The following is a 26,048-nucleotide window of genomic DNA, read 5'->3' on the forward strand; positions in this document are numbered from 1 at the left end:
GGCCCCCTGAAACCTGGCCCCCTGACCGCGTAACGCCCGCCGCGGGTCGGGGCGGGCGTCCGGTGGCGCTCCGGTCGGCGCGCCGATCAGTTCGGCTGATCAGTTCGACGGGGCGCCGATCGCGTGCAGGCCGCCGTCCACGTGGACGATCTCGCCCGTCGTCGCCGGGAAGAAGTCCGACAGCAGCGCCGCGCAGGCGCGCGCCGTGGGCTCGCTGTCCTTGATGTCCCAGCCCAGCGGGGCCGCCTGCGGCCACAGCTCGGTCATCCCCTCGAAGCCGGGGATGCTCTTGGCCGCCATCGTCGCCAGCGGCCCGGCCGCGACCAGGTTCACCCGGATGCCCTGCGGGCCCAGGTACTTGGCCAGGTAGCGGGACGTGGACTCCAGCCCCGCCTTGGCCACGCCCATCCAGTCGTACACCGGCCATGCCTTGGTGGCGTCGAAGTCCAGCCCGACCACCGAGCCGCCGCCCTTCATCAGCGGCAGGCAGGCCATGGTGAGCGACTTCAGCGAGTACGCCGAGGCGTGCACCGCGGTGGCGACGTCCTCCCACGGCGTCTCCAGGAAGTTGCCGCCCAGCGCGCTCTGCGGCGCGAAGCCGATCGCGTGCACGACCCCGTCGAGCCGGTCGAAGCCGTGCCCGCGCAGGCCGTCGGCCAGGCCGTCCAGTTGCTCGGTGTTGGTGACGTCCAGCTCCAGCACCGGCGGCGGGTCGTCGGGCCCGGTCGGGAGCCGCTTGGCCGTGCGCGCCGTCAGCGTCGGCCGCGGGAACGCCGTCAGGACGACCTCCGCCCCCTCCTGCTGCGCGATCCGCGCCACGTGGAAGCCGATCGAGGCGTCGGTGAGGACGCCGGTGACCAGGATCCGCTTGCCTTCCAGGATGCCCATGTCAGTGCCCCATTCCCAGGCCGCCGTCCACCGGGATCACGGCCCCGGTGATGTAGGCGGCGTCCTCGCTCGCCAGGAACCGCACCGTCTTGGCGACCTCCTCCGGCCGGGCCGTGCGGCCCAGCGGGATGACCTTCTTGATCGCGTCCTGCTGCTCGTCCGACAGCTCCGCGGTCATGTCGGTGTCGACGAAGCCGGGCGCCACCACGTTCACCGTGATGTTGCGGGAGGCCAGCTCGCGGGCCAGCGACCGGCCGAAGCCGACCAGGCCCGCCTTGGACGCGGCGTAGTTCGACTGGCCCGCCGAGCCGAGCAGCCCCACCACCGACGAGACCAGGATGATGCGGCCGCCGCGGTTGCGCATCATGCCCTTCACCGAGCGCTTGGCCACCCGGTAGGCGCCGGTCAGGTTGGTGTCCAGGACGGAGGTGAACGCGTCCTCGCTCATGATCGCCAGCAGGGTGTCCTTGTTGATGCCGGCGTTGGCCACCAGCACCTCGACCTTGCCCTGCTCGGCCTCGACCTTGCCGAACGCCGCGTCGACGTCCTCGGAGCTCGTCACGTCGCACTTCACGCCGAACAGGCCCTCGGGCGGCTCGCCGGAGCGGTAGGTGACCGCGACCGCGTCACCTCCGGCCGACAGCTCGCGGGCGATGGCCAGGCCGATGCCCCGGTTACCGCCGGTCACGAGGACAGAGCGACTCATGGGTCGTACCTCTCGGTCGAAGGGATGGGCCGTGGTTTTCCCGGCTCGCTCACAACAGTCATGGACTGTATCGACCCCCCGGCGGCGACGAGATGTGCCGTTCCGACAAGATCTGATCACCGCGTTTGTTCCGGCCGCGCCACGCGCGGGACACGGGTGCGCGAGGGGTGACAAAGGGTAGGTTGCGGTAGGTGCATGACATCGATCCCGCTTTCACCGCGTTGCCATTGCGCGCGCTCGCCGACGCGGCGCTGACCCGGGCCCGGGAGCTGGGCGCCGAGCACGCCGACTTCCGGCTCGAGCGCGTCCGCAGCCAGACACTGCGCCTGCACGACGCCTCCCTGGAGACCGCGCTGGACGCCGACGACGTCGGACTGTCGGTACGGGTCGTCAAGGACGGCACGTGGGGCTTCGCCGCCGGCGTCGACCTGACCGCGGCCGGCGCCGCCCGGGTGGCCGAGCAGGCCGTCGAGGTCGCCGCCGTGGCCGCCGCCGTCAACCGCGAGCCCATCGAGCTGGCGCCCGAGCCGGTGCACGGCGAGCGGACGTGGGTCTCGGCGTACGAGACCGACCCGTTCAGCGTGCCGACCGCCGAGAAGGTGGCGCTGCTGGCCGACTGGAGCCGCCGCCTGCTCGGCGACGCCCGCGTCGACCACGCCGACGCCACGCTGCTCCAGGTGAAGGAGAACAAGTTCTTCGCCGACCTGGCCGGGACCGTCACCACCCAGCAGCGGGTGCGGCTGCACCCCGTGCTCACGGCCGTCGGCATCGGCGACGGGCTGTTCGACACGATGCGGACGATCGCGCCGCCGGTCGGCCGGGGCTGGGAGTGGCTGACCGGCGCCCACTGGGACTGGGACGGCGAGCTGGCCCGGATGCCGGAGCTGCTGGCCGAGAAGCTCGCCGCGCCGTCGGTCGACGCCGGCTCCTACGACGTCGTCATCGACCCGTCCAACCTGTGGCTGACCATCCACGAGTCGATCGGCCACGCCACCGAGCTGGACCGGGCGCTGGGCTACGAGGCCGCCTACGCCGGCACCTCGTTCGCCACCCCCGACAAGCTCGGCTCCCTGCGGTACGGGTCCCAGGTCATGAACGTGACCGGCGACCGGACCGCCGAGCACGGCCTGGCCACCATCGGGTACGACGACGAGGGCGTGCGCACCCAGGAGTTCGACATCATCACCGGCGGCATGTTCACCGGCTACCAGCTGGACCGCCGGATCGCCCGGCTGACCGGCGAGGAGCGCTCGAACGGCTGCGCGTTCGCCGACGCCGCGTCCAGCATGCCGCTGCAGCGGATGGCGAACGTGTCGCTCAAGCCCGCGCCGGACGGCCCCTCCACCGAGGAGCTGATCTCCGGCGTCGACCGCGGGATCTACATCGTCGGCGACAAGAGCTGGTCGATCGACATGCAGCGCTACAACTTCCAGTTCACCGGCCAGCGGTTCTACCGGATCGAGAAGGGCCGGCTGGCGGGCCAGTTGCGGGACGTGGCGTACCAGGCGACCACCACCGACTTCTGGAACTCCATGGAGGCGGTGGGCGGCCCGGAGACGTACGTGCTGGGCGGGGCGTTCAACTGCGGCAAGGGCCAGCCGGGGCAGGTCGCGCCGGTCAGCCACGGCTGCCCGTCCGCGCTGTTCCGCGGCGTCAACATCCTCAACGCGCTGAAGGAGGCCGGCTCATGAGCGGGGTCATGCGGCCGCAGGAGGCCGTCGAGCGGGCGCTGGAGCTGTCGCGCGCCGACGACTGCCTGGTCATCGCCGACGAGTCCAGCACCGCCAACCTGCGCTGGGCGGGCAACACGCTGACGACCAACGGCGTCACCCGGTCCGGCCGGCTGACCGTCGTCGCGCTGCGCCGTACCGGCGAGGGCGTGGCGGCCGGGGTGGTGTCGCGCGCGGCGGTGACCGCGGACGACCTGGAGGACCTGGTCCGGGCCGCCGAGGCGGACGCGGCGGGCAACGCCGCGGCCGAGGACGCCGCGCCGCTGATCACCGGGACGGCGGCGGGCGGCGCCTGGGACGACGCGCCCGCCGAGACCGGGATCGGGGTGTTCGGGGCGGTCGCGCCGGCGCTCGGCGAGGCGTTCGCCGCGGCGGAGGCCGGCGGGCGGCGGCTGTACGGGTTCGCCAACCACGTGGTCACCTCGACCTACCTGGGCACGTCGGCCGGGCTGCGGCTGCGGCACGACCAGCCGACCGGGCTGCTGGAGTTGAACGCCAAGGGCGCGGGCGGCTCGGCGTGGGCGGGCGTGGGCACCCGCGACTTCGCCGACGTGGACGTGCCGGACCTGGCCGGCGGGCTGGCCCGCCGGCTGGAATGGGGCGAGCGCCGGATCGACCTGCCCGCCGGGCGGTACGAGACGATCCTGCCGCCGAGCGCGGTCGCCGACCTGATGATCTACCTGTACTGGTCGGCGGGCGCGCAGGACGCGCACGACGGCCGCACGGTGTTCAGCGCGCCGGGCGGCGGCACCCGGATCGGCGAGAAGCTGTCGGGGCTGCCCGTCACGCTGTCCAGCGACCCGCGCGCGGCGAGGCTGGAGTGCGCGCCGTTCGTGGTCGCGCACGCCTCCAGCCGCGAGTCGTCGGTGTTCGACAACGGCCTGCCGCTGGAGGCCACCGAGTGGATCTCCGGCGGGACGCTGAACGCGCTCGCCCAGACCCGGCGGTCGGCGGCGCTGACCGGCCTCCCGGTGACGCCCTCGATCGACAACCTGACGATGACCGTGCCGGGCGGCGGCGCCTCGCTGGACGACATGGTCGCGCGCACCGAGCGCGGGCTGCTGCTGACCTGCCTGTGGTACATCCGCGAGGTCGACCCGCAGAGCCTGCTGCTGACCGGCCTCACCCGCGACGGCGTCTACCTCGTCGAGGACGGCGAGGTCGTCGGCGCGGTGAACAACTTCCGGTTCAACGAGAGCCCGGTCGACCTGCTCGGCCGGATGACCGAGGCCGGCGCGACCGCGCCGACGCTGCCGCGCGAGTGGTCGGACTACTTCACGCGGGCGGCGATGCCGCCGGTGCGGGTCGCCGACTTCAACATGTCGACGGTGTCCCAGGCGTCCTGAGAGCGCCCCTGCGGGCTCGCGCCGCGTTTTCCCTGGGCGGGGCCTCCGGTACGGCACCGGAGGCCGCCCACGGCTTTCTGGGGTGCGCTCAGGGCGCGTCAGGAGTCCTCCAGGCGGAAGCCGACCTTCAGCCCGACCTGGTAGTGCGCCACCTCCCCGTCCACGATCTGGCCGCGCACCTCGGTCATCTCGAACCAGTCCAGGTGCCGCAGCGTCTGCGACGCGCGTCTGATGCCGTTGCGCACGGCCTCGTCGACGGAAACGGGCGAGGTGCCGACGATCTCGGTCACCCGGTACGTGCGGTCGGTCATTTGGCCCTCCTGCTGTCGCCTCCCGGCCATCCAGGGCATACCGTGGAATCGTGAAAGTCATTCCTGGCAGGAGGGCCCAGGTCTCCGAGGTCTACACGGTGACCAACGCGCCCCTGCCCATGTCGGAGGACATCCGGCACCGGCAGCGCCGCTACCTCGTCTCGATGGGCATCAGGACCGCCTGCTTCCTCGGCGCGGTCCTCGCGGGCGTGCTCGGCGCGCCGCTATGGGCGGTCGGGCTGCTGATCGTAGGAGCGGTCTTCCTGCCCTACATCAGCGTCGTCATCGCCAACGGCGGGCGGGAGCCGCAGGCCGGGGCCCGGTTCGAGGAGCCCGATAGCCCGCACCACAAGGGCATTTCCGGACACCGCCCGGAAATCCGGTCGTGACTTTCTCTTGACTCGGGGCGGGGGGGTTCGGTGTACGATTTGTACCGGCGCTCTGGTCCCCCGTCGGGGCGCCTGTGCCGGTGTTCCGGGCCCCCGTCGGAACACCGATGATGCGACGCCGGGTGGATTGCCCCCGTATCCACCCGGCGTCGCTTTCACTTTCCCGGCCCTCATGCGCCGGCCCTGAGACGCTCCGAGACGCACTCTTAGACGCACTCACAGACGCACTGAGGCCGCCCAGGGCAGTTCTCCGCACTGCGCCCCCACCTTGGTGCCCACCTTCACCCTGCTTTGCCCCTGGCGGCCGAACGGCACATGACGGCCAAGGGGCGGCAAAGCGTCGCGCGTCCCCGCGCCCGCCCGCGGCTCTACGCGGAGGACTCCTGGATTGCAAGGCCCGGCCGTGGCCCCATCCGGCCACCGACCGTAACCCGCCTCCCGGCCCGCCCGCGACGCCCCCGTAGCGAACACACCCGGGTTGATTCTAGAATCCAGTTCGAAGTAACTTAGCGTTCCGCTAGATGCGGACCGAAGGGAGCGTCGCTGTGCGCCGTACCGTGTTCAACGAGGATCATGAGGCCTTCCGGTCCACGATCCGGGACTTCATCGCCGCCGAGGTGGCGCCGGTCTACGAGCAGTGGGAGGAGGCCGGCCACCCGCCGCGCGACTTCTACAACAAGCTCGGCGAGCTGGGCGTCTTCGGGATCACGGTGCCCGAGGAGTACGGCGGCGCCGGCGAGACCAGCTTCAAGTACCAGCTGGTGATCTCCGAGGAGTGCGCCCGCGCCGGGGTGGGCTTCGGCGGGTACGGCGTGCACGTCAACCTCGTCCTGCCCTACCTGATGAAGTACGGCTCCGACGAGCAGAAGAAGCGCTGGCTGCCCGACTTCATCAGCGGCGACATGATGACCGCCATCGCGATGACCGAGCCGGGCACCGGGTCGGACCTGGCGGGCATGCAGACCACCGCCAAGCGCGACGGCGACCACTACGTCCTCAACGGCGCCAAGACCTTCATCACCGGCGGCGTACTGGCCGACCGGGTGCTGGTCGTCGCCCGCACCTCCCCCGCCACCCCGGAGAACCGGCGCGCCGGCCTGTCGATCCTCGCGGTCGACACCAAGAGCCCCGGTTACTCGGTCGGCCGCAAGCTGGAGAAGATCGGCCTGCGCAGCTCCGACACCGCCGAGCTGTCGTTCGTGGACGTGCGGGTGCCGGTCGAGGACCTCCTGGGCGAGGAGGGCCGCGGCTTCGAGTACCTGACCCACAACCTGGCCGAGGAGCGCCTGGGCATCGCCGCCTCCTCCTACGCCTCCGCCATGGCGGCCGTGGACTTCGCCAAGAAGTACGTCCAGGAGCGCACCGTCTTCGGCAAGACGGTCTCCTCGTTCCAGAACACCAAGTTCGTCCTGGCCGAGTGCGCCACCGAGGTCGAGGCGGCCCAGTCGCTGGTGGACCGGGCGACCGAGGCGCTGGACGCCGGCGAGCTCACCCCCGCCGACGCCGCCCGCGCCAAGCTGTTCTGCACCGAGGTGCAGGCCCGCGTGGTCGACAAGTGCCTGCAGCTGCACGGCGGCTACGGCTACATCCTGGAGTACCCGATCGCCCGGATGTACGCCGACGCCCGCGTCACCCGCATCTACGGCGGCACCAGCGAGGTGCTCAAGACCATCATCGCCAAGGACCTGGGCGTCTGACGCCGGGAGCGGGGAGATCCTCATGAGCGAGAACACCAAGGTCGCGGTCGTCACCGGCGCCGCGCGCGGGATCGGCGCGGCCACGGCCGTCCGGCTCGGCCGGGAGGGCTTCGCCGTCGCCGTCTGCGACCTCGACGAGGCCGCCTGCGCGGCGACCGTCCAGGCCGTCGAGAAGGAGGGCGCGCGGGCGCTCGCCGTCGGCGTGGACGTCTCCGACTCCGAGCGGGTCGAGGCCGCCGTGGAACGGATCGCCGCCGAGCTCGGCCCGCCGGTGGTGCTGGTCAACAACGCCGGCATCCTGCGCGACAACCTCCTGTTCAAGATGTCCGACGACGACTGGGACGCGGTCATCTCGGTGCACCTGCGCGGCGCGTTCCTGATGACGCGCGCCGTGCAGGCGCACATGACGAAGGCGGGCTGGGGCCGGATCGTCAACCTGTCGTCGACCTCGGCGCTCGGCAACCGGGGCCAGGTGAACTACTCGGCGGCCAAGGCGGGCCTGCAGGGCTTCACCAAGACGCTGGCGATCGAGCTCGGCAAGTTCGGCGTGACCGCCAACGCGATCGCGCCCGGGTTCATCGCGACCGAGATGACCGCCGCGACCGCGGCCCGGGTGGGTGTCGACTTCGAGGCGTTCAAGACCGCCGCGGCCGAGCAGATCCCGGTGCGCCGGGTCGGCACGCCCGAGGACATCGCCGGCACTGTCGCGTTCCTGGTGAGCGAGGACGCCGGGTTCGTGTCCGGGCAGGTCGTCTACGTCGCCGGCGGGCCCAAGGCCTGAGCCGGCGGCGGCCGAGAGAGGACGGCGGGGACCCGCATGACCAGCCCGCGGCCGGGGCGCCGCGCCGGATCGTTCCACGACCGGGAGGCCACCGAGGCCGCCCTCCGCACCGCGGCGGCCGAGCTGCTGCGCGAGGAGGGCGTGCTCGCGGGGCTCAACCTGCGCGCGGTGGCCGACGCGGCGGGGGTGAACCGCGGGCTGGTCTACCAGTACTTCGGCTCGCGCCGGGCGCTGCTGCGCTCGGCGCTGCTGCACCAGGCCAGGCGCAACGCCGCCGACGCCGCGTCGGCGGCGCGGCTGCCGCTGCGCGAGCGGCTGGCCCTGCTGCTGCGCGGGAACGCGCGGCGGCCCGAGGCGATCCGGCTGACCGCGCTGCTGGTGCTGGACGGCGACGACCGGCCGCGGATCCTGCCCACCCGGGGCCGCGGCCGCGACACCCTCGCCGAGGACGCCGCGCGCGGCGCGCTCCCGTCCGGTGACGTGGACGCCGTGCACGCCGCCCTGGCGTCCACGATCTACGGCTACACGCTGTTCCGGGAGCATCTGGCGCGCGAGATCGGCGTCCCGGTCGAGGAGCTGGACGAGCGCATGGTGCCCACCCTGGAGGCCCTGTTCAGCGCGCGTCCGCCAGAGCCCGGCCGAGCAGCCGGGGAGCCTCCGCCAGGGACGGGCCGTACCACGTGAGGAGGCGGCCGCTGACCAGGACCGGTGTGAGGCCGGGGAAGCTCTCGGGGCCGTCGCCGGCGGAGAACGCGTAGGGCTCGTCCGGCAGCACGACCAGGTCGGCGCCGGCGGCGTTGAGCTCCCCGATCGGGATCTTCGGGTAGCGCTCGGGGTGGCCCGCGTAGAGGTTGTCGACGCCGAGGCGGGCCAGCACGTCGCCGGTGAAGGTGGCGCGCCCGGCGACCATCCACGGCCGCCGCCAGATCGGGACGACCGCCGTCCGGCGGGGCTCGGCGGGGCGTACGCCCTCCCACGCCGCGGCGGCGGCGTCGAGCCAGCCCGGCACGGGCAGCCGGCACGCCACGGTGAGCATCCGGCGCAGCGACGCCAGCGCCTCGTCCACGGTGCGGATCTCGGTCATCCAGACCGGGATCCCGGCGGCGCGCAGGGCCGCGACGTCGGCGGGCCGGTTCTCCTCGGTGTTGCCGACGACCAGGTCGGGGCGCAGGCCGATGATCTTCTCTACGTCGGGGTTCTTGGTGCCGCGCACGCGCGGGACGTCCAGGCCGGCGGGATGGGTGCACCAGTCGGTGGCGCCCGCCAGCAGGCCCGGCGCCGTCTCCGCGATCGACTCGGTGAGCGAGGGGACCAGGGAGACGACGCGGCCCACCCGCTCGGGCACGGGTACCGGGGTCCCGGTGTCGTCGGTTTCGTCGGTGTCGTCTGTGGGCGCCTCCATCAGACGTTGCGCCGGTACTGGCCGCCCACCTCGAAGAACGCCTCGGTGATCTGCTGCAGGCTGCAGACCCGCGCGGCGTCCATGAGGACGGCGAACACGTTGCCGCCGCCGCGCGCGGCCTCGCGGAGCGCCTCCAGGGCGGCCGGGGCCTCGTCGCGGTGGTCCTGCTGGAAGGCGCGCACCCGCTCCAGCTGCGAGCGCTTCTCCTGCTCGGTGGCGCGGGCCAGTTCGAGCGAGCCGCCGCCGTCGCCGTCCTCCTCGCCCTCGGGGGCGCGGAAGGTGTTGACGCCGATGATGGGCAGCGAGCCGTCGTGCTTGCGCCGCTCGTAGAGCATCGACTCGTCCTGGATCCGGCCGCGCTGGTAGCCGGTCTCCATCGCGCCCAGCACGCCGCCGCGCTCGCTGATGCGGTCGAACTCGGCGAGGACGGCCTCCTCCACCAGGTCGGTGAGCTCGTCGATGATGAACGACCCCTGGAGCGGGTTCTCGTTCATCGCCAGGCCCCACTCCCGGTTGATGATCATCTGGATGGCGAGCGCGCGCCGCACGGACGCGGCGGTGGGGGTGGTGACGGCCTCGTCGTAGGCGTTGGTGTGCAGGCTGTTGCAGTTGTCGTAGACGGCGATGAGCGCCTGCAGCGTGGTGCGGATGTCGTTGAAGTGCATCTCCTGGGCGTGCAGCGAGCGGCCCGAGGTCTGCACGTGGTACTTCAGCTTCTGGCTGCGCTCCCCCGCGCCGTACCGCTCGCGCATCGCCACCGCCCAGATCCGCCGGGCGACCCGGCCGAGGACGGAGTACTCGGGGTCCATGCCGTTGGAGAAGAAGAACGACAGGTTCGGCGCGAACGCGTCGACGTCCATGCCGCGCGCCAGGTACGACTCCACGTAGGTGAACCCGTTGGCGAGGGTGAACGCGAGCTGGCTGATGGGGTTCGCCCCGGCCTCGGCGATGTGGTAGCCGGAGATCGACACCGAGTAGAAGTTGCGGACGCCGTTGTCGATGAACCACTGCTGGATGTCGCCCATCATCCGCAGCGAGAACTCGGTGGAGAAGATGCAGGTGTTCTGGCCCTGGTCCTCCTTGAGGATGTCGGCCTGGACGGTGCCGCGCACCGTGCCCAGCACCTCGGCGCGGATCTTCGCGGCCTCCTCGGCGGACGGCTCGCGGCCGTGCTCGGAGCGGAACGCGTCCAGCCCCTGGTCGATCGCGGTGTTGAGGAAGAACGCCAGGATGGCCGGGGCGGGCCCGTTGATCGTCATGGAGACGGACGTGGTGGGCGCGGCGAGGTCGAACCCGTCGTACAGCGCCTTCATGTCGTCGAGCGTGGCGATCGAGACGCCGGACGTGCCGACCTTGCCGTACACGTCGGGCCGCTCGTCGGGGTCGCGGCCGTACAGGGTGACCGAGTCGAACGCGGTCGACAGGCGGGTGGCGGGCTGGCCCTCCGACAGCAGCTTGAAGCGCCGGTTGGTGCGGAACGGGTCGCCCTCGCCGGCGAACATCCGCGCCGGGTCCTCGTTGTCGCGCTTGAACGGGAACACGCCGCCGGTGAACGGGAAGCGCCCCGGCAGGTTCTCGTTGCGCAGGAAGCGCAGCAGCTCGCCGTGGTCCTCGTAGCGCGGCAGCGCCACGCGCGGGATCCGGCTGCCCGACAGCGACTCGCGCGTCAGCTTGGTGTGCAGCTCCCTGTCGCGGACGCGGACGACCTGCTCGTCGCCGGAGTACGACTCGACGACGGCGGGCCACTCCCCGATCAGCGCGGCGCTCTCGGGGGCGACGTCGCGGCGGGCCTCGTCCAGGAGCGCGCCGACCTCTCCGGCGGCGGGCCCGGACAGCTCGGCGCGGACCTCCTCCAGCCGCTGCGCGCGCCGTACCGCCTTGATCTGCGCGGCGGTCTCGGCGTGGTAGCCGCGCACGGTCTCGGCGATCTCCGCCAGGTAGCGGACGCGGTTCGGCGGGACGACCTGCGCCGCCCCCGTGGAGATCTTGGTCTCGGCGGCGGGCAGCACGCCGCGCTCCAGGCCGAGCTCGCCGATGAGGTGCTGGTAGAGGGCGGTGACGCCGTCGTCGTTGAACGTGGCGGCGCTGGTGCCGAACACCGGCATGTCGTCGGGCGAGGACCCGAACGCCTCGCGGTTGCGGAGCAGCTGCCGGGACACGTCGCGGAGCGCGTCGGCGGCGCCCCGGCGCTCGAACTTGTTGATCGCGACGACGTCCGCGAAGTCCAGCATGTCGATCTTCTCGAGCTGGGACGCGGCGCCGAACTCGGGCGTCATCACGTACAGCGACACGTCGGCCAGCGGGACGATCGCCGCGTCGCCCTGCCCGATGCCGGGCGTCTCCAGGATCACCAGGTCGTAGCCGGCGGCCTTGCACGCCTCGACCGCGCCCTCGACGCCCTCGGGCAGCTCGCGGGCGCCGCGGGTGGCCAGCGACCGGAAGAACACGTGGTCGCCGTCCAGGGAGTTCATCCGGATGCGGTCGCCGAGCAGCGCCCCGCCGCCGCGCCGCCGGGTCGGGTCCACGGCCAGGACGGCGACGCGGACCTTGTCCTGCCGGTCGGCGCGCAGCCGCCGCACCAGCTCGTCGGTGAGGGACGACTTGCCGGAGCCGCCGGTGCCGGTGATGCCGAGCACGGGGACGTTCCGCCGCCCCGACGCCGCGGCCAGCGCCGCGCGGTCGGCCTCGGGCAGCCGCCCGGCCTGGAGGCAGGTGATCGCGCGGGCCAGCGCGGGCCGCTCCCCCGCCAGCACCGCCTCCACCGGGACGGGCCGCGCGGCGAGGTCCACGTCGCAGTCCCGGACCAGCTCGTTGATCATGCCGGGCAGGCCGAGCCGCTGGCCGTCCTCGGGCGAGAAGATCCGCACCCCGGCGGCGGCCAGCCGGGCGATCTCCTCGGCCACGATGACGCCGCCGCCCCCGCCGAACACCTTCACGTGGCCGGCGCCCGCCTCGGCCAGGGACTGCGCCAGGTACTCGAAGTACTCGACGTGCCCGCCCTGGTACGAGCTGATCGCCACGCCCTGGGCGTCCTCCTCCAGGACGGCGTCGACGACCTCGCGGACCGAGCGGTCGTGCCCCAGATGGACCACCTCGGCGCCCTGCGACTGCAGGATCCGCCGCATGATGTTGATGGCCGCGTCGTGCCCGTCGAACAGCGCCGCCGCCGTCACGAACCGCACCGGGTGCACCGGGACGTGCATCGCTCCCCCAGCCTGTGCTGGCCGGGCCGCCGCCCAGCCCTTGGACATCCAATATTTGGAAGCTAAAATACTTTCCGTGAGCGACCCGGTCAAGAACGAGCCCCACGCGCCCCCCGCGCCGCTGGACCCCATCGCCGAGGCGCACCGCCAGTGGAGCGCCCGCTGGCCCGAGCACGCCGACCGCATGGCGGCCGTCACCTCGGTGATGCGCGCGCAGCAGCTGCTGCTGGGGCTGGTCGAGGCCGCGCTGAAGCCCTTCGGGCTGACGTTCGCCGCGTACGAGGCGCTGCGGCTGCTGGCGTTCGCCCGTACCGGCACGCTCCCGATGGGCAAGGTCGGCGCCCGGCTGATGGTGCACCCCGCCTCGGTCACCAACGTGATCGGCCGGCTGGAGCGGCGCGGCCTGGTCGAGCGCCGCCCCTCCCCCGACGACCGCCGGGTCGTGCTGGCGGCCATCACCCCGGCCGGCCGGGAGCTGGCCGAGGAGGCGACGGCCGCGCTGCACGACGCCGACTTCGGCCTGCCCGGGCTGGACTCCGGCCAGGCCGCCGCGATCACCGCCGCGCTGCGCGCCGTCCGCGTCGCGGCGGGCGACGTCCCGTCCTGACGCCCATGCGGCAGCCCGCGGGAGAGCCCGCGCTAGTGCGCGCGCACCCAGCCGTCGATCAGGTCGGCCGCCTCCGGCCGCGAGTTCCGCAGGTAGTGCTCGTCCTCGATGAGCTCCAGCCGCTTGTCGCGCGCGGCCAGCGCCCCGTACACCGCGCGGGCGTCGCTGTCGAAGACCCCTTCGTCCGCCGTCGCGTGCACGACCAGGGACGGCACGGTGACGCGCGCCAGGTGCGGCGCGGCCGCGCACTGGGAGGTGCGCAGGCTCCACATCGACAGCCAGGTCCGCAGCGTGCACTGCGACGCGAGCCCGAACACGCCGTAGTTCGCCTTCGCGGGCTCGCCCTGGTAGCACCGGTTCGGGCGGCGCGCGGACGGCTCGATCGACGGGTCGATCATCCGCAGGTCCGCCCACGTCCGGTGCACGGCGAACAGCCGGTCGCGCGCCCGCGTCCCCCGCAGCCGGTCCAGCTCCGCGAGCGCCCACTCGGTGATCCGCTCGTTGCGCGCCCGCTGCGCGGCGCGGTAGCGCTCCTGGAACCCCGCGCCGTACGGCGGCCCGTTCGCGGGGTCGAACGGGTCGAGCGCGGGGTCCACCGACAGCGGGTCGGCCTCGTCGGCCACCGAGGGGTCCATCCAGGCGGTGAGGACCTCGGGGCGCCCGGAGTGCGCGGCCAGCGCGACGAACAGGTCGCCGGCGGGCAGGTCCTCGATCGCCTCCACCGGCCGCGCCCCCGCCACCGGCGCCACGGTGGGCTCGACGGCCTGCGACTGGTACGCCGCCATCAGCGAGCCGCCGCCGGAGTTGCCGAGCAGGACCACCCGCTCGGCCCCCGCCTCCTCGCGCAGCCAGCGCACGCCCACGCCGATGTCGGCGAGCGCGTGGTCGAGCAGGAAGTACGCCCCGCTCCCCCGGAAGCGGGTGTTCCAGCCGAGGAAGCCGTACCCGCGTTCGGCGAGGTAGGGCGCCAGGTAGTGCTCGGAGAAGTCGATGTCGTAGTGCGCCGCGATGAACGCCGTCCTGGGCGGCGGCGCGCCCGCCGGGCGGTGGTAGACGCCCTGGCAGGGGTGCCCGCCCGCGCCGGCGCGGCCGGCCGGCGGCGACGGCAGCCCGACGAACTCCCTGACGATCCCGGTCATCGCCGCCCCTTCCGCACGCGCCCCGCATACCTGACCGAACGAGATTCGGTGAAGGTTATCCTGGCCCGTTCCCACCCGAGGAGATCATCATGACCGATGCCGCGCCCGCCGCCGACGCGTTCTACGAGCCCCTCGGCGGCGGCCGCTTCGCCAGCACGCCCGCGACGGCCGGGCCGTGGTCGCCCGGACTCCAGCACGGCGGGCCGGTGTCGGCCCTCATCGGCCGCGCCCTCGAACGGCACGACCCCGTCCCCGGGACGCGGATCGCGCGGGTCACGGTCGAGATCCTGCGGCCGGTCCCGGTCGCGCCGCTGGAGGCGGCCGTCCGCACCGTCCGGCCCGGGCGGCGGGTCTCCCTGCTCGAGGGCGAGCTGTCGCACGAGGGCCGGCCGGTCGTGCGCGCGACCGCCTGGCGGATCGCCGCCGCGCCCGCCGGCGTCGAGCGGTCCGACCACACGCCCGCCGCTCCCCCGCTCCCGGCCGCGGCCTCGGCGCTGGACGGCTGGGAGAGCGCGCACCTGGACGGCTACCTCTCCGCGATGGAGTGGCGCCTGTCCGAGGGGAGGTTCGGCAAGCCCGGACCCGGCGGCACGTGGGCGCGGTCCCGCGTCCCGCTGGTCGCCGGGGAGGAGGACACGCCGCTGGTCCGGACGCTGACGCTCGCCGACAGCATGTCCGGCATCGGCAGCCAGCTCGACCTCGCCAAATGGCTGATCATCAACACCGACATGACGGTCGCGCTGCACCGCGACCCGGTGGGCGAGTGGCTGTTCATGCGCGCCAGCGTGAACGTGGACCCGAACGGCAGCGCGCTGGCCCAGGCCACGCTCGCCGACACCGCCGGCGCGGTCGGCCGCGGGCTGCAGACGATGCTGGTGGACGACCTCCCCGCCGGATGATCCGCCGCCGTACGGGAACGACGCCCTAGAACCTCCGGGCTCGCCGGGTATATACGTTGGTCACCGGCCCGGGAGCAGATCTTCGCCACAGCGTGGTGGCGGCGGGCCCCGGCCGGGGGCTGGGAGCGTGATGAGCGACGACGGGACCCTCACCTACGGCGGCTACCTGCGGCTCGACCGGCTGCTGGACTGCCAGGAGCCGCGTACGGAGGCGCACGACGAGCTGCTGTTCGTGATCATCCATCAGGTGTACGAGCTGTGGTTCAAGCAGATCCTGCACGAGGCCGCGCTGCTGCAGCGGCGGCTGGAGGAGGGCGGCAGCGCCGGGGCGCTGCACACCGGGCGGCGGATCGCCAAGATCCTCAAGACCGTTGTGGGGCAGCTGGACATCCTGGAGACGATGACGCCCCGGCAGTTCGCCACGTTCCGGGACGCGCTCGGCACCTCCAGCGGCTTCCAGTCGGCGCAGTTCCGGGAGCTGGAGGCGGTGCTGGGGCGCCGCGGGTACCCGGCCTCGGACCTGCGCGACGACCCGCGGCTGCGCGCCGCGATCCACCGCCGGTCGCTGTTCGACTCGCTGCTGCGCTACCTGGACCGCCAGGGCCACGCGATCCCGGCGGCGGTCCTGGAGCGCGACCCGGCGGCGCCCTGGCGGCCCGACCCCGGCGTGCAGCGGGTGCTGCGCGAGGTCTACTCCGACGAGAGCAGGCCCGCCGCGGAGGTGTGCGAGATGCTCGTGGACGTCGACGAGGGCGTCCAGGAGTGGCGGTACCGGCACCTGAAGATGGTCGAGCGGACGATCGGCGCCAAGCTGGGCACGGGCGGCTCGGCCGGCGCCGACTACCTGCGCGGCACGCTGTTCACGCCCGCGTTCCCGGACCTGTGGGAGGTCCGCTCGCAGATCGAGGAGACGGTCGCCCATGACTGAACGGGTCGTGATCGCCGGCGCCGGGCTGGCCGGCTGCCTGCTCGCCACGCTGCTGGGACGGCGCGGCGCCGAGGTCACCGTGTACGAGCGGCGCCCCGACCCGCGCGTCGCGGGCGCCGAACGGGGCCGGTCCATCAACCTGGCCGTGTCCGCGCGCGGGCTGGCGGCGCTGGAGCAGGTCGGCCTCAAGAAGCAGGCCCTGGAGCGGGCGCTGCCGATGCACGGCCGGATGGTCCACCCGGTCGGCGGCGGCGCGCCGAACTTCCAGCCGTACAGCGCCGACCGGGAACGTGCCATCAACTCCATCGGCCGGGCCGAGCTGAACGCGGCGCTGCTGGACGCGGCCGAGTCCACGCCCGGCGTGACGCTGCGGTTCTCGCGCCGCGTCACCGGCGTCGAGGACGGCCGGATCCTCCTGGACGGGGAGCCCGGCGAGCGCGCCCGCGTGGTGCTGGCCTGCGACGGGGCGTACAGCGCCGTGCGCGGCTCCCTGGACGGCATCGGCTGCGACCAGGACTTCCTTGAGCACGGCTACAAGGAGCTGACCGTCCCGCCGCGCGCGGACGGCGGCTTCGCGCTCGACCCGGACGCGCTGCACATCTGGCCGCGCGGCACGCTGATGATGATCGCGCTGCCCAACCTGGACCGCTCGTTCACCTGCACGCTGTTCTGGCCGAAGGGCGACTTCACGGCGCTGGACGGCCCGCGGAAGGTCCGCGCGCACTTCGAGGCGCACTATCCCGACGTGGCCGGGCTGATGCCGGACCTGGAGGGCGACTTCGCGCGCAACCCGGTCGGCTCGCTGGTCACCGTCCGCGCCCGCCCCTGGGTCCAGGACGCCGGCGGCACGCTCGTCGCCCTGGTCGGCGACGCGGCGCACGCCATCGTGCCGTTCTTCGGGCAGGGCGCCAACTGCGCGTTCGAGGACTGCATTGAGATCGACCGGTGCCTGGACGGGACCGGCGGCCGCTGGGACCGCGCGCTGGCGCTCTACCAGGAGCGGCGCCGCCCCAACACCGACGCGATCGCCGGCATGGCGCTGGACAACTTCGTCGAGATGCGCGACCGGGTCTCCTCGCCGCTGTTCCGCGCGCGGCAGGCCGCCCAGCACGCCCTGGAACGCCGGCTGGCGGGGCGCTACATGTCGCGGTACGAGCTGGTGTCGTTCACGACCGTCCCGTACGCGGAGATCCCCGCGCGGATCCGGCGGCAGAACCTCATTCTCGGCGCTGCGGCGAGCGCGGCCGCGCTGGCGGCCGGGACGGCGCTGCGCGCGGCCGTCCGCGCCGCCCGAGGAGGAGGTCGGCCAGCGCGGTGACGAAGGCGGCGGCGACCAGCCCGAGGATCACCAGCAGCCCGTGCCGGAAGCCCGCCGCCCAGTCCCCGCCCGTCCCGGCGATCGTGGCGAAGAACATCGCGCCGACCGCCGCGATCCCGGCGGCGGTGCCGACCCGCTGGCCGGTCTGCAGCATCCCGGCCGCGCTGCCGCCCTGCGCGGGCGGCACCTCCGACAGCGTGATCGTCTGGTTGGGCGCGATCACGAGCCCGCTGCCCAGCCCCGCGACCAGCAGCGGCAGGGCCGTCCACCAGACGACACCGCGCCCGGGATGCACCTCCACCGCGACCCACGCCGCGACCAGCCCCAGCAGCACCAGCGCCAGCCCGGCGGCCACCAGCGGGCGCCCGTACCGCGCCACGATCCGGCCGCCCACGGTGGACGCCCCGCCCGAGCCGAGCGCGAACGGCGTGATCGCCAGCCCGGCGCCCAGCGCGCTGTAGCCCAGGCCGTTCTGCAGGTAGAGGGTGAAGATGAAGAAGATGGCGGTGAACCCGGCGAAGTAGAGGAACGCGATCCCCGCGCCGAGCGCGTACGAGCGCATCCGGTACAGGTCGAGGTCGACGATCGGCTCCGGCCGGCTCCGCTCCCACAGCACGAACCCCGCGAGGACGAGCGCCCCCGCCGCGAGCAGCAGCCACTTCGCCGGGCCGTGCCACTCGCGCTCCTGCAGGAACGGCAGCATGATCGCGAGCACGCCCGCGCCGAGCAGGACGACGCCGAACGGGTCCAGCCCCTCCCGCCTGCCGTGCACCGGCGGCGGCAGCAGCCGCCACGCCAGCACGAGCGCGACCAGGCCCACCGGGACGTTCACATGGAAGATCCAGCGCCAGCCGTGGTCGGGGCCGAACAGCGCGATCAGCACGCCGCCCAGCAGCGGCCCCACGGCGGTCGCGATCCCGATCACCGCGCCCAGCGCGCCGAAGGCGCGGCCCCGCTCGGCGCCCTGGAACAGCTGCTGGATCAGCCCCGCGATCTGCGGGTTCAGCACGCCGCCCGCGACGCCCTGCAGCAGCCGCGCGAAGATCAGCCAGCCGATCCCGGGCGCCAGACCCGCCAGCGCGCTGGACGCGACGAACAGCCCCAGGCCGGTCATGAACACCGCGCGCCGGCTGCGCGCGTCCCCCAGCCGCCCCGCCGGGACCAGGACCAGCCCGAACGTCAGCGCGTACCCCGACAGGATCCACTGCAGCTGCGCGTCGGAGGCCTGCAGCCCGTCCCTGATGGAGGGCAGGGCGACGTTGACGATGCTGACGTCCAGCAGCGTCATGAACGCCGCGACCAGGCAGACGCCCAGCGCCTGCCAGCGGCGGCGGCCGGACGGAGTCCCGGTGCCCACGAAGACGATCATGTCCCGCCGCACGGCCGCCAAACGCGGTGTGCCAGGCTGGGCGGGTGAGTGACGACGACACGGGCGACAGCACGGGCGGTATCAGGGGCGACGGCGCGGAAGAGGAGCTGCTGTGCTCGGCCAAGGGCTGCCGGGCCGAGGCGGTCTGGGCGCTCCGCTGGAACAACCCCAAGATCCACACCCCGGACCGGCGGAAGATCTGGCTGGCCTGCGCCGACCACCGGGAGAGCCTGTCGGCCTTCCTCGGCCGCCGCGACTTCCTGCGCGACGTCGTCCCGGTCGCCGACCGCGACGCGCCGTGAGCACCGCCTAGCAGCCGCTCAGCAGCCGTCTAGGAGCCGCCGTCGCGGGCGGCCCAGCCCTCCGCCATCTCGGTGATCCGCGCGGCGGCGTCCCGCGCGGGCGTGCCCCGGCCCACCGCCAGGCCGAGCAGGTACGCCGTCAGCGGCGCCCCCGGCCGGGCCACTCCGTGGGCGACGTCCCGGGCCAGGTCGAGCACCAGGTCGCGGTCGATCTCCGCGCGGTCCAGCCCCAGCTCCAGGCAGACCGCCTCGATCCATTCCTCCAGCACGATCCCTCCAGCACGCCCTCCAGCACGGGGTCTCCCCCCTCGGTCCTCAGCGATCGTACGGAACGGCCAGCCGGTCGGCGTGGAGGAGGGCGCCGGGGGTGTCGCAGTCGTACCAGGGCGGCCGCTCCCCCGCCGGGAGCGCCACCCGCGCGGGGTCCAGCGGGCCGAGCAGGCCGCGCAGCGAGCCGCCCTCGTAGGAGGCGAGGGAGGCGCGGAGGCCGGCCGTGGGCCAGCAGCCCGCGAGCCACTGCTCCCGGCCGTCCTCGTCGACCAGCACCGCGCCGCCCGCGCCCGGCGCGTCCGCCGCGTCCAGCAGCGCCGCCACGTGGGCGGGCCGCAGGAACGGGAGGTCGGCGGCCAGCAGCACCGTGCGGGGCGCCCTCGCCTCGGCCAGGCCGGCGCGCAGCGCGGGGACCGGGCCCGCGCCGGGCGGGTCCTCGCGGACGACGATCGCGCCCGGCGGGTCCGCGGCGCGCGGCGGGCCCACCACGACCAGCCGGGCGGCGCCCGCGACGGCGGCGGCGACCCAGGAGATCAGCGGCCGGCCTCCCACCGCGGCGCCCGGCTTGTCGGCGCCGCCGAGCCGCCGCGCCCGGCCGCCCGCCAGCAGCACCGCGTCGTACGGGCGGTCATGCGGGTAGTCGTGCGGGCGCGCGTCCGGTGAGGGCGGCACGGCTCAGCCGCCGATCGCCGACATCGGCCGGGCCGGCTGCAGGAAGCTCGGGTCGTCGATGCCGTGCCCGGCGCGCTTGGACCGGACGGCGGCGCGCCACCGCTCCGCCAGCTCGTCGTCGGACGCCCCGGCGCGCATCGCGTCCCGCAGGTTGGACTCCTCGGTCGCGAACAGGCAGTTGCGCACCTGCCCGTCGGCGGTCAGCCGGACCCGGTCGCAGGCGCCGCAGAACGGCCGGGTCACCGATCCGATCACCCCGACCCGCGCCGGGCCGCCGTCCACCAGGAACGTCTCGGCGGGCGCGCTGCCCCGCTCGCCGGGCCCGTCCGGCTCCAGCGCGAACTCCGCGCCGAGCATGTCCAGGATCTCGTCCGCGGTGATCATGCCGTCGCGGGTCCAGCCGTGCTGGGCGTCCAGCGGCATCTGCTCGATGAAGCGCAGGTGGTAGCCGTTGTCCAGGCAGAAGCGCAGCAGCGGCACGGCCTCGCCCTCGTTGACGCCGCGCATCAGCACGGCGTTCACCTTGACCGGCAGCAGCCCGGCGTCGCGGGCGGCGGCCAGCCCGGCGAGCACGTCCGGCAGCCGGTCGCGGTGCGCCAGCCGCTTGAAGACCGCGCGGTCGAGGGAGTCGAGCGAGACGTTCACCCGGTCCAGGCCCGCCTCGGCCAGCGGGCCCGCCAGCCGCTCCAGCCCGATGCCGTTGGTGGTCAGCGACACCTGCGGGCGCGGCTCCAGCGCCGTGGTCCGGCGGACGATGTCCGCGATCCCGCGGCGCAGCAGCGGCTCGCCGCCGGTGTAGCGGACCTCGGTGATCCCCAGCCGCTCCACGCCCAGGCGGACGAGCCGGACCACCTCGTCGTCGGTGAGCAGCTCCGGCTTGGGCAGCCAGTCCAGCCCCTCGGGCGGCATGCAGTACGTGCAGCGCAGGTTGCAGCGGTCCGTCAGGGAGACCCGTAGATCAGTGGCGGTACGGCCGAAGGTGTCGACCAGCACGGGCGCCCCTTCCTGAAGTCCTGAAGGCGGTTCCTCGGACGACCCACCCTATTGCGCGGTTGACGGTTCACCTCATCACAGGAGACGGTACCTGCCAGGACGATCATCGGAACCCATCTGGGGAGGCGCGCGTGGCCACGGCACGCGACTGGGAGTTCGCCGGAACGCGCGGGGCGGTCAACGCCCGCGTCTGGACGCGGCCCGATCCCCGCTACATCGCCGTCCTGGCCCACGGGTACGGCGAGCACCTCGGCCGCTACGAGCACGTCGCCGCGGCGCTGCTGGCGCACGGCGCGGCCGTGTGCGGCCCCGACCACCTCGGCCACGGGAAGTCGGGCGGCGAGCGCGTCCTCATCGAGGACGTCGAGGACATCGTCGCCGACCTCGACGCCGTCGTGCGCTCCGCCCGCTCCGACCACCCGGACCTGCCGGTCGTCCTCATCGGGCACTCGATGGGCGGCCTCATCGCCACCCGGTACGCCCAGGTCCACGCCGACGAGCTCACCGCGCTCGTGCTGTCGGGGCCGGTGCTCGGGCGCTGGGACGTGCTGACCGAGCTGCTGGCGCTGGAGGAGATCCCGGACACGCCCATCGACACCGAGACGCTGTCCCGCGACCCGGAGGTCGGCGCGGCCTACACCGCCGACCCGCTGATCTGGCACGGGCCGTTCAAGCGCACCACGCTCAAGGCGCTCCAGACGTCCCTCGACCGGATCAACGCGCACGGCTCGCTGGGCGCGCTGCCCACGCTCTGGGTGCACGGGTCCGACGACCGGCTCGTACCGCTGGAGGGCACCCGCACGGGCATCCGCGCGGTCCGCGGCGACGACCTCACCGAGCGGATCTACCCCGAGGCGCGGCACGAGGTCTTCAACGAGACCAACCGCGACGAGGTCCTCGCCGACGTGACCGCGTTCATCGACCGCGTCCTCGGCTAGGTCCGGGGGGCGAGTCCGGCGAGGAGCGCGGCGAGCCGGGGTTCCGCGCTCTCGGGCCGCCGGGCCAGCAGGCGGGCGAGGTCCCGGCGTCCCGCCCACCGGCCCTCAGCGCGGAACTCGGCCGCGGAGCCGCGGTGGTCGGGCTCGTCCCGGTGGGCGGCGGCCGCCAGGCCCGGCCGCCACCGCGTCCGCGCCGTCCGGCCGGGGTCGTCGGCGAGGTACGCCCACACGCGCCGGTCCACGGGCACCGCCTCGAAGCCGTCCGGCGCGCGGCCTCCCCGCGGCACGAGCCCGAGCAGCCGCACGGCCCCGCCCGGCCGTTCCGGCTCACCGGCCACCACGTCGCAGAAGGCGAACCCGCCGGGCGCGCGGCCCGCCGGGTCCTCGAACGCCGTGCCGCCCAGCGCCCCGGCGAGGAACTCCCGCACCGGCTCCGCCCGCGCGCCGAAACGCAGCGGCAGGCCGCCCGACCGCGCCAGGACGGCGGCCGCGCCGATCGCCAGCCGCCCGAACCACAGCCAGTCCGCGTCGCCCCCGTCCCCGAACGGCGCGCGTCCCAGCACCTCCTCGACGTCCCGCGCGGGCACGTGCTCGTCCACCCGCTCCGCGCTCACCGCACCCGGGTGGAGGCGGGTCTCCTGCCACGCCGCGCAGTCGTCGGTCCGCGACCCGATCTCGGCGCCGCAGGAGACGCAGGCCAGGTTGGGCGCCTTGTAGCCGTGGATCCCGAGGCAGCCGATCTCGCACCGCTCCAGGATGAGCGCCCCCCGCACCTCTCCCGGCGCCAGCACGTACGTGCCCCGGACGCGCGCGTCCCCGTACGGCTCGGGATCGACGGCGTAGACGCCCGGCCCCATGAGCGGCACGGCGGCCGGCTCGCTCGTGTGCGGCGGCGAGATCCACCGCTCCTCCGGCAGCGGCACGCGGCGCACCGGCCCGGTCAGGCCGTCGCCGCACGCGCCGCAGGCGAAGACCGTCACGGCTCCACCGCCGGAGCCGGCTAGCGCTCGCCGGGCAGGGCGATGACCGGGACCATCAGCTCCATCCCGATCAGCGAGGCGAGCAGGAGCGTCCGCAGCGGCTCCGGGACGGGGCGGTGCAGGCGCATGGTGTAGCGGCGCCTGCGGTCGCCGTACGGGGACAGGCCGACGGAGAAGCGGCCGATCTCCTCCCCCGCGTTCTCCCCCGCGATCTCGACACCGCCCTCCGCGTCCGGGTCGTTCATGGGAGGGGTGTGGAGGCCGGCGAGGACCTCGCCGCGCGCGTCGCGCAGGACGTATCCCGCCCCGCCGCGTCCCGTCAGGAACTTGAACGCCCCGCCGAAGCCGCCGACGCTGACCGCCAGCTCGCCGATCGGGGCGCCGTCCGGCGCCGTCACGAACGCCGGCCGGGGCTTCATCGGGTCCGAGGTCCAGTCGACGATGAAGCGCGGGCGCCCGTCCGGCGTCGCCGCGCTCACCCGGAAGCGGTCGGTGCCGTAGCGGGCGTGGGGGTCCGGGTACGGCATGAGCCCGTCGTCGGCCTCCGGGTCGGGAAGTCGCGTGACATCGGCGAGCGGCCGCCCGTCCGCGTGGACGAGGAAGTCGCGGAACAGCTGCGGCTCGTCGATCGTCCAGGCCAGGGCGTCGTCCAGGTGCACGGTCAGCTCCGGGTCAGGTCGAGGGCCAGCGGGACGGCGCGGACGAGCGTGCGCAGCGGTTCGGGCGGGCCGGGCAGGCCGGGCGGGATCCGCAGCGTGTAGCGGTCCTTGAACTTCCTCTCCTGGACCTCGATCTCGGCCGTCCGGGTCCCGTCCATGTCGACGCAGACGCCGCCGAGCACTTCCAGGGCCGTGGCGGCCTGGGCGGTCTTCACCTTCCAGGCGACCTCGCCCACCGGCCGGTCGCGGGCGTCCCACAGCCGGTGCACCAGCCCGGCGCCGGGGAGGCCGAACCGGCTCGAGTCCACCTTGGCCCGCGACGTTCCGGCGACGTCGCCGACGAACCTGCCGATCACGTCGCCGCCGGAGCCCACGATCGCGACCGGGCACCCGCCTTTGCGGTCCACGTAGAACAGCGGCGCGCCGTCCGTCCCGGAGACCTGGAGCACCACCCGGGCGTCGCCGAGCCCGGAGCCGGCCAGGCCCAGCAGCCCCTTGCGCGGCGCGGGCCCGGCCACCTGGACCGCCCGGCCGAGCTCGGCCCCGGTCCCGTCCGAGATCAGGTACTCCAGCTGCGAGGACCGCTGCTCGATCCGCAGGACCGGGGCGTCAGTCAGGTTCGTCACGCGCCGCACCCTAGTAGACGAAGATCACGTTCCGCCGGGAAACGCCCCCGGTCAGCCCTTCACACAGATCAGCTGGCGGAGGTGGGCGACGACCTCGACCAGGTCGGACTGCGCCGCCATGACCGACTCCAGGTCCTTGTAGGCGCCCGGGATCTCGTCCAGGACGCCGCCGTCCTTGCGGCACTCCACGCCCCGGGTCTGCTCCTCCAGGTCCTCGACCGTGAACGCCTTGCGCGCCTTGTTGCGGCTCATCCTGCGGCCCGCGCCGTGCGAGGCGGAGTTGAACGCGGTCGCGTTGCCCAGGCCGCGGACGATGTACGTGCCGGTGGCCATGGAGCCCGGGATGATGCCCAGCTCGCCCTCGCCCGCGCGGATCGCGCCCTTGCGGGTGACGAGCAGGTCCACGCCGTCGTAGGTCTCCTCCGCCACGTAGTTGTGGTGGCAGGAGATCAGCTCGTCCCACTTGCAGCGCTTGGCGCCGAAGTACTTCGTCAGCACGTTCTGCGCGAGCGCGAGCATGACGGCCCGGTTGCGGCGGGCGTATTCCTGCGCCCAGAAAAGGTCGCGGCGGTATTCGTCCATCTTCACCGTGCCGGCCAGGAACACCGCCAGGTCCGTGTCGGGCAGGTCCTGGTTGTGCGGCAGTTTCCGGGCCGCCTCGACATGGTGCTCGGCGAGTTCCTTGCCGATGTTGCGGGAACCGGAGTGCAGCACGATCCAGACCGCGCCCCCGTCATCGGCGCACACCTCGATGAAGTGGTTGCCCGAGCCGAGCGTGCCGAGCTGGCCGCGGGCGCGGCCGAGGCGGCCGCGTACCGCCGGGTGCAGGTCGTCGAACTCCTTCCAGAACGCGTACCAGCCGCGCTCCTTCAGGCCGGGCAGCGCCGACGGGTCCACCGGCTCCTTGTGCGCGTGCCGGCCGACCGGGATCGCCCTCTCCAGGCGGCTGCGCAGGAGGCCCAGGTCGTCGGGCATGTCCTCGACGGTGAGCGTCGACTTCACCGCGGTCATGCCGCAGCCGATGTCGACGCCGACCGCGGCCGGGGACACCGCGTCGCGCATCGCGATGACCGATCCGACGGTGGCGCCCTTCCCGTAGTGGACGTCGGGCATCACCGCGAGGCCCTCCACCCACGGGAGGGCGGAGACGTTGCGCAGCTGCTCCAGCGCCACGTCCTCGACGGTGGCGGGGTCGGTCCACATCCGGATCGGAACGCGGCCGCCCTTCAGCGTCTGGTACGGCACCACCAGCTCCTCTCCTTTATGGAAGTGCTCCGAACCGTGCTCTATGACGCCAGAGAAGGACGTTCCGTTGCAATTTCTTTTCTCATTCCCCGGTGAGCGCCCGCCGGTCGCCCAGGCGGCGGGTGAGGCCCTGGTGGTCGAGGTGCTCCAGGAGCGCGACGGCGACGCGGCGGCTGGTGCCGAGCGCCTGCCGGGCCTGCGCGACCGTGAACGGCTGGGGCAGCGCGTCCAGGACCCGCAGCGCCTCGCGGTCGGCGCCGGGCGGCAGCACGATGCCGTCGGGCAGGCGCAGGACGGCGCCGGCGCGCGCGGCGGCGGCGATCTCCTTGGCGGTCAGGCCGAGCTCGCTGAGCCGGTCGGCGCCGGGCGCCTGGAACGGGCCCGGCAGCTCCGACCGCAGCCGCCGCACGGCCTCGGCGACCTGGGGCGGCAGGTCGGGGCCCGGCCCGTACACGCGGCCGTCCCGGATCCGCAGGGGGTCCCGGACGAGGGCGGTGACCAGGCCGCGGGCGGGCAGGCCGAGGCGGAGCCGGGCCGTCTCCAGCGGCAGCCCGTCGCCTCCTATCGAGGTGACGAGCGAGGGCAGGACCGCCAGAGTCACCCTGGTAAAGCTTCCCGACGATAGGCTCCCCACCCCGGCCAGGTTCGCG

Annotated in this window: 27 protein-coding genes; 12 read left to right on the top strand and 15 right to left on the bottom strand. The window is 73.9% G+C overall.

The window, feature by feature from the left end; translation table 11 throughout:
- Nucleotides 1-99: 99 nt before the first annotated feature.
- Nucleotides 100-888, bottom strand: a complete 789-nt coding sequence (gene fabI / locus AB0881_RS37960) for an enoyl-ACP reductase FabI (protein ID WP_366625203.1) — start codon at nt 886-888, stop codon at nt 100-102.
- A gap of 1 nt (nt 889) precedes the next feature.
- Nucleotides 890-1,594 carry a beta-ketoacyl-ACP reductase gene (locus AB0881_RS37965; RefSeq protein ID WP_366625205.1) on the bottom strand — a complete coding sequence of 235 codons (705 nt, stop codon included), beginning with the start codon at nt 1,592-1,594 and terminating at the stop codon, nt 890-892.
- 191 nt (nt 1,595-1,785) lie between these two features.
- Between AB0881_RS37965 and AB0881_RS37970 the strand changes: the two genes are divergently transcribed.
- Both AB0881_RS37970 and AB0881_RS37975 read left to right on the top strand, forming a co-directional pair.
- On the top strand, nt 1,786-3,285 hold the full coding sequence (locus AB0881_RS37970; protein WP_366625207.1) for a TldD/PmbA family protein: 1,500 nt from the start codon (nt 1,786-1,788) through the stop codon (nt 3,283-3,285).
- Complete coding sequence (locus tag AB0881_RS37975) at nt 3,282-4,670, top strand: metallopeptidase TldD-related protein (protein ID WP_366625208.1); 1,389 nt, start codon at nt 3,282-3,284, stop codon at nt 4,668-4,670. Before AB0881_RS37970 ends, AB0881_RS37975 begins: the two co-directional genes overlap by 4 nt.
- Before the next feature lie 98 nt (nt 4,671-4,768).
- Here AB0881_RS37975 and AB0881_RS37980 read toward each other — a convergent pair whose 3' ends face one another.
- On the bottom strand, nt 4,769-4,981 hold the full coding sequence (locus AB0881_RS37980; RefSeq protein WP_366625209.1) for a dodecin: 213 nt from the start codon (nt 4,979-4,981) through the stop codon (nt 4,769-4,771).
- A 50-nt stretch (nt 4,982-5,031) separates the two neighbouring features.
- On the opposite strand from AB0881_RS37980, the gene AB0881_RS37985 reads away from it, so the two are divergent.
- The 4 genes from AB0881_RS37985 to AB0881_RS38000 all read left to right on the top strand — a co-directional run bounded on the left by AB0881_RS37985 (nt 5,032) and on the right by AB0881_RS38000 (nt 8,532).
- On the top strand, nt 5,032-5,370 hold the full coding sequence (locus AB0881_RS37985; protein ID WP_366625211.1) for a DUF3099 domain-containing protein: 339 nt from the start codon (nt 5,032-5,034) through the stop codon (nt 5,368-5,370).
- Between the two features lie 545 nt (nt 5,371-5,915).
- Nucleotides 5,916-7,067: an acyl-CoA dehydrogenase family protein gene (locus AB0881_RS37990; protein ID WP_366625248.1), complete on the top strand. Its 1,152-nt coding sequence runs from the start codon at nt 5,916-5,918 to the stop codon at nt 7,065-7,067.
- A gap of 22 nt (nt 7,068-7,089) precedes the next feature.
- Nucleotides 7,090-7,848, top strand: a complete 759-nt coding sequence (gene fabG, locus AB0881_RS37995; protein ID WP_366625213.1) for a 3-oxoacyl-ACP reductase FabG — start codon at nt 7,090-7,092, stop codon at nt 7,846-7,848.
- 36 nt (nt 7,849-7,884) lie between these two features.
- Nucleotides 7,885-8,532: a TetR/AcrR family transcriptional regulator gene (locus tag AB0881_RS38000; protein ID WP_366625215.1), complete on the top strand. Its 648-nt coding sequence runs from the start codon at nt 7,885-7,887 to the stop codon at nt 8,530-8,532.
- Here AB0881_RS38000 and AB0881_RS38005 read toward each other — a convergent pair.
- Both AB0881_RS38005 and icmF read right to left on the bottom strand, forming a co-directional pair.
- On the bottom strand, nt 8,462-9,250 hold the full coding sequence (locus AB0881_RS38005; protein ID WP_366625217.1) for a helical backbone metal receptor: 789 nt from the start codon (nt 9,248-9,250) through the stop codon (nt 8,462-8,464). The two genes, AB0881_RS38000 and AB0881_RS38005, sit on opposite strands and share 71 nt — an antisense overlap.
- Nucleotides 9,250-12,453 (bottom strand): fused isobutyryl-CoA mutase/GTPase IcmF, encoded by a 3,204-nt coding sequence (gene icmF / locus AB0881_RS38010; protein WP_366625219.1) that lies wholly within the window; start codon nt 12,451-12,453, stop codon nt 9,250-9,252. The genes AB0881_RS38005 and icmF overlap by 1 nt, the downstream gene beginning before the upstream one ends.
- Before the next feature lie 76 nt (nt 12,454-12,529).
- Between icmF and AB0881_RS38015 the strand changes: the two genes are divergently transcribed.
- Complete coding sequence (locus AB0881_RS38015) at nt 12,530-13,060, top strand: MarR family transcriptional regulator (protein WP_366625221.1); 531 nt, start codon at nt 12,530-12,532, stop codon at nt 13,058-13,060.
- A gap of 32 nt (nt 13,061-13,092) precedes the next feature.
- Here AB0881_RS38015 and AB0881_RS38020 read toward each other — a convergent pair whose 3' ends face one another.
- Nucleotides 13,093-14,199, bottom strand: a complete 1,107-nt coding sequence (locus AB0881_RS38020; RefSeq protein WP_366625223.1) for an alpha/beta hydrolase — start codon at nt 14,197-14,199, stop codon at nt 13,093-13,095.
- Between the two features lie 89 nt (nt 14,200-14,288).
- On the opposite strand from AB0881_RS38020, the gene AB0881_RS38025 reads away from it, so the two are divergent.
- From AB0881_RS38025 to AB0881_RS38035, 3 genes are all read left to right on the top strand, one after another.
- A complete protein-coding gene (locus tag AB0881_RS38025) occupies nt 14,289-15,098 on the top strand; it encodes a thioesterase family protein (protein WP_366625225.1) in 810 nt (269 codons plus the stop codon).
- A 130-nt stretch (nt 15,099-15,228) separates the two neighbouring features.
- Nucleotides 15,229-16,026 carry a tryptophan 2,3-dioxygenase family protein gene (locus AB0881_RS38030; RefSeq protein WP_366625227.1) on the top strand — a complete coding sequence of 266 codons (798 nt, stop codon included), beginning with the start codon at nt 15,229-15,231 and terminating at the stop codon, nt 16,024-16,026.
- Nucleotides 16,019-17,344 carry an NAD(P)/FAD-dependent oxidoreductase gene (locus AB0881_RS38035; protein WP_366625229.1) on the top strand — a complete coding sequence of 442 codons (1,326 nt, stop codon included), beginning with the start codon at nt 16,019-16,021 and terminating at the stop codon, nt 17,342-17,344. Before AB0881_RS38030 ends, AB0881_RS38035 begins: the two co-directional genes overlap by 8 nt.
- Here AB0881_RS38035 and AB0881_RS38040 read toward each other — a convergent pair.
- The gene (locus AB0881_RS38040) at nt 17,244-18,701 is read right to left on the bottom strand and encodes an MFS transporter (RefSeq protein ID WP_366625231.1); all 1,458 of its coding nucleotides are present in this window, start codon (nt 18,699-18,701) and stop codon (nt 17,244-17,246) included. The two genes, AB0881_RS38035 and AB0881_RS38040, sit on opposite strands and share 101 nt — an antisense overlap.
- 92 nt (nt 18,702-18,793) lie before the next feature.
- Between AB0881_RS38040 and AB0881_RS38045 the strand changes: the two genes are divergently transcribed.
- The gene (locus AB0881_RS38045) at nt 18,794-19,015 is read left to right on the top strand and encodes a hypothetical protein (protein WP_366625250.1); all 222 of its coding nucleotides are present in this window, start codon (nt 18,794-18,796) and stop codon (nt 19,013-19,015) included.
- Between the two features lie 29 nt (nt 19,016-19,044).
- Here AB0881_RS38045 and AB0881_RS38050 read toward each other — a convergent pair whose 3' ends face one another.
- From AB0881_RS38050 to moaA, 3 genes are read right to left on the bottom strand one after another with little or no spacing between them, the layout of a single operon-like run.
- Nucleotides 19,045-19,284, bottom strand: coding sequence for a DUF6457 domain-containing protein (locus AB0881_RS38050; protein ID WP_366625233.1), 240 nt, complete (start codon nt 19,282-19,284; stop codon nt 19,045-19,047).
- 46 nt (nt 19,285-19,330) lie between these two features.
- A complete protein-coding gene (locus AB0881_RS38055; protein ID WP_366625235.1) occupies nt 19,331-19,957 on the bottom strand; it encodes an NTP transferase domain-containing protein in 627 nt (208 codons plus the stop codon).
- A gap of 3 nt (nt 19,958-19,960) precedes the next feature.
- Nucleotides 19,961-20,950 (bottom strand): GTP 3',8-cyclase MoaA, encoded by a 990-nt coding sequence (gene moaA / locus AB0881_RS38060; protein WP_366625237.1) that lies wholly within the window; start codon nt 20,948-20,950, stop codon nt 19,961-19,963.
- A gap of 131 nt (nt 20,951-21,081) precedes the next feature.
- Between moaA and AB0881_RS38065 the strand changes: the two genes are divergently transcribed.
- Entirely contained in the window at nt 21,082-21,888 is an 807-nt protein-coding gene (locus AB0881_RS38065) for a lysophospholipase (RefSeq protein ID WP_366625238.1), read from the top strand.
- On the opposite strand, the gene AB0881_RS38070 is transcribed toward AB0881_RS38065, so the two are convergent.
- The 5 genes from AB0881_RS38070 to AB0881_RS38090 all read right to left on the bottom strand — a co-directional run bounded on the left by AB0881_RS38070 (nt 21,885) and on the right by AB0881_RS38090 (nt 25,999).
- Nucleotides 21,885-22,868, bottom strand: coding sequence for a hypothetical protein (locus AB0881_RS38070; RefSeq protein WP_366625240.1), 984 nt, complete (start codon nt 22,866-22,868; stop codon nt 21,885-21,887). The genes AB0881_RS38065 and AB0881_RS38070 overlap by 4 nt on opposite strands.
- Nucleotides 22,869-22,888: 20 nt before the next feature.
- A complete protein-coding gene (locus tag AB0881_RS38075) occupies nt 22,889-23,527 on the bottom strand; it encodes a hypothetical protein (RefSeq protein ID WP_366625241.1) in 639 nt (212 codons plus the stop codon).
- A gap of 2 nt (nt 23,528-23,529) precedes the next feature.
- Nucleotides 23,530-24,153 (bottom strand): hypothetical protein, encoded by a 624-nt coding sequence (locus AB0881_RS38080; RefSeq protein WP_366625243.1) that lies wholly within the window; start codon nt 24,151-24,153, stop codon nt 23,530-23,532.
- A 51-nt stretch (nt 24,154-24,204) separates the two neighbouring features.
- On the bottom strand, nt 24,205-25,398 hold the full coding sequence (locus AB0881_RS38085) for an RtcB family protein (protein WP_366625244.1): 1,194 nt from the start codon (nt 25,396-25,398) through the stop codon (nt 24,205-24,207).
- A gap of 82 nt (nt 25,399-25,480) precedes the next feature.
- Nucleotides 25,481-25,999 carry a SelB C-terminal domain-containing protein gene (locus AB0881_RS38090; RefSeq protein ID WP_366625246.1) on the bottom strand — a complete coding sequence of 173 codons (519 nt, stop codon included), beginning with the start codon at nt 25,997-25,999 and terminating at the stop codon, nt 25,481-25,483.
- Between the last annotated feature and the right edge of the window lie 49 nt (nt 26,000-26,048).

The sequence above is a fragment of the Spirillospora sp. NPDC029432 genome, assembly GCF_040703975.1.
Lineage (GTDB): Bacteria > Actinomycetota > Actinomycetes > Streptosporangiales > Streptosporangiaceae > Spirillospora.

Excerpts from the sequence above, each read along its gene's own strand:
- fabG (WP_366625213.1), top strand. The coding sequence starts at position 7,090 with ATGAGCGAGAACACCAAGGTCGCGGTCGTCACCGGCGCCGCGCGCGGG.
- AB0881_RS38030 (WP_366625227.1), top strand. The coding sequence starts at position 15,229 with ATGAGCGACGACGGGACCCTCACCTACGGCGGCTACCTGCGGCTCGAC.
- AB0881_RS38025 (WP_366625225.1), top strand. The coding sequence starts at position 14,289 with ATGACCGATGCCGCGCCCGCCGCCGACGCGTTCTACGAGCCCCTCGGC.
- AB0881_RS38035 (WP_366625229.1), top strand. The coding sequence starts at position 16,019 with ATGACTGAACGGGTCGTGATCGCCGGCGCCGGGCTGGCCGGCTGCCTG.
- icmF (WP_366625219.1), bottom strand. The coding sequence starts at position 12,453 with ATGCACGTCCCGGTGCACCCGGTGCGGTTCGTGACGGCGGCGGCGCTG.
- fabI (WP_366625203.1), bottom strand. The coding sequence starts at position 888 with ATGGGCATCCTGGAAGGCAAGCGGATCCTGGTCACCGGCGTCCTCACC.
- AB0881_RS37965 (WP_366625205.1), bottom strand. The coding sequence starts at position 1,594 with ATGAGTCGCTCTGTCCTCGTGACCGGCGGTAACCGGGGCATCGGCCTG.
- AB0881_RS37980 (WP_366625209.1), bottom strand. The coding sequence starts at position 4,981 with ATGACCGACCGCACGTACCGGGTGACCGAGATCGTCGGCACCTCGCCC.
- AB0881_RS38005 (WP_366625217.1), bottom strand. The coding sequence starts at position 9,250 with ATGGAGGCGCCCACAGACGACACCGACGAAACCGACGACACCGGGACC.
- AB0881_RS37975 (WP_366625208.1), top strand. The coding sequence starts at position 3,282 with ATGAGCGGGGTCATGCGGCCGCAGGAGGCCGTCGAGCGGGCGCTGGAG.
- AB0881_RS38000 (WP_366625215.1), top strand. The coding sequence starts at position 7,885 with ATGACCAGCCCGCGGCCGGGGCGCCGCGCCGGATCGTTCCACGACCGG.
- AB0881_RS38020 (WP_366625223.1), bottom strand. The coding sequence starts at position 14,199 with ATGACCGGGATCGTCAGGGAGTTCGTCGGGCTGCCGTCGCCGCCGGCC.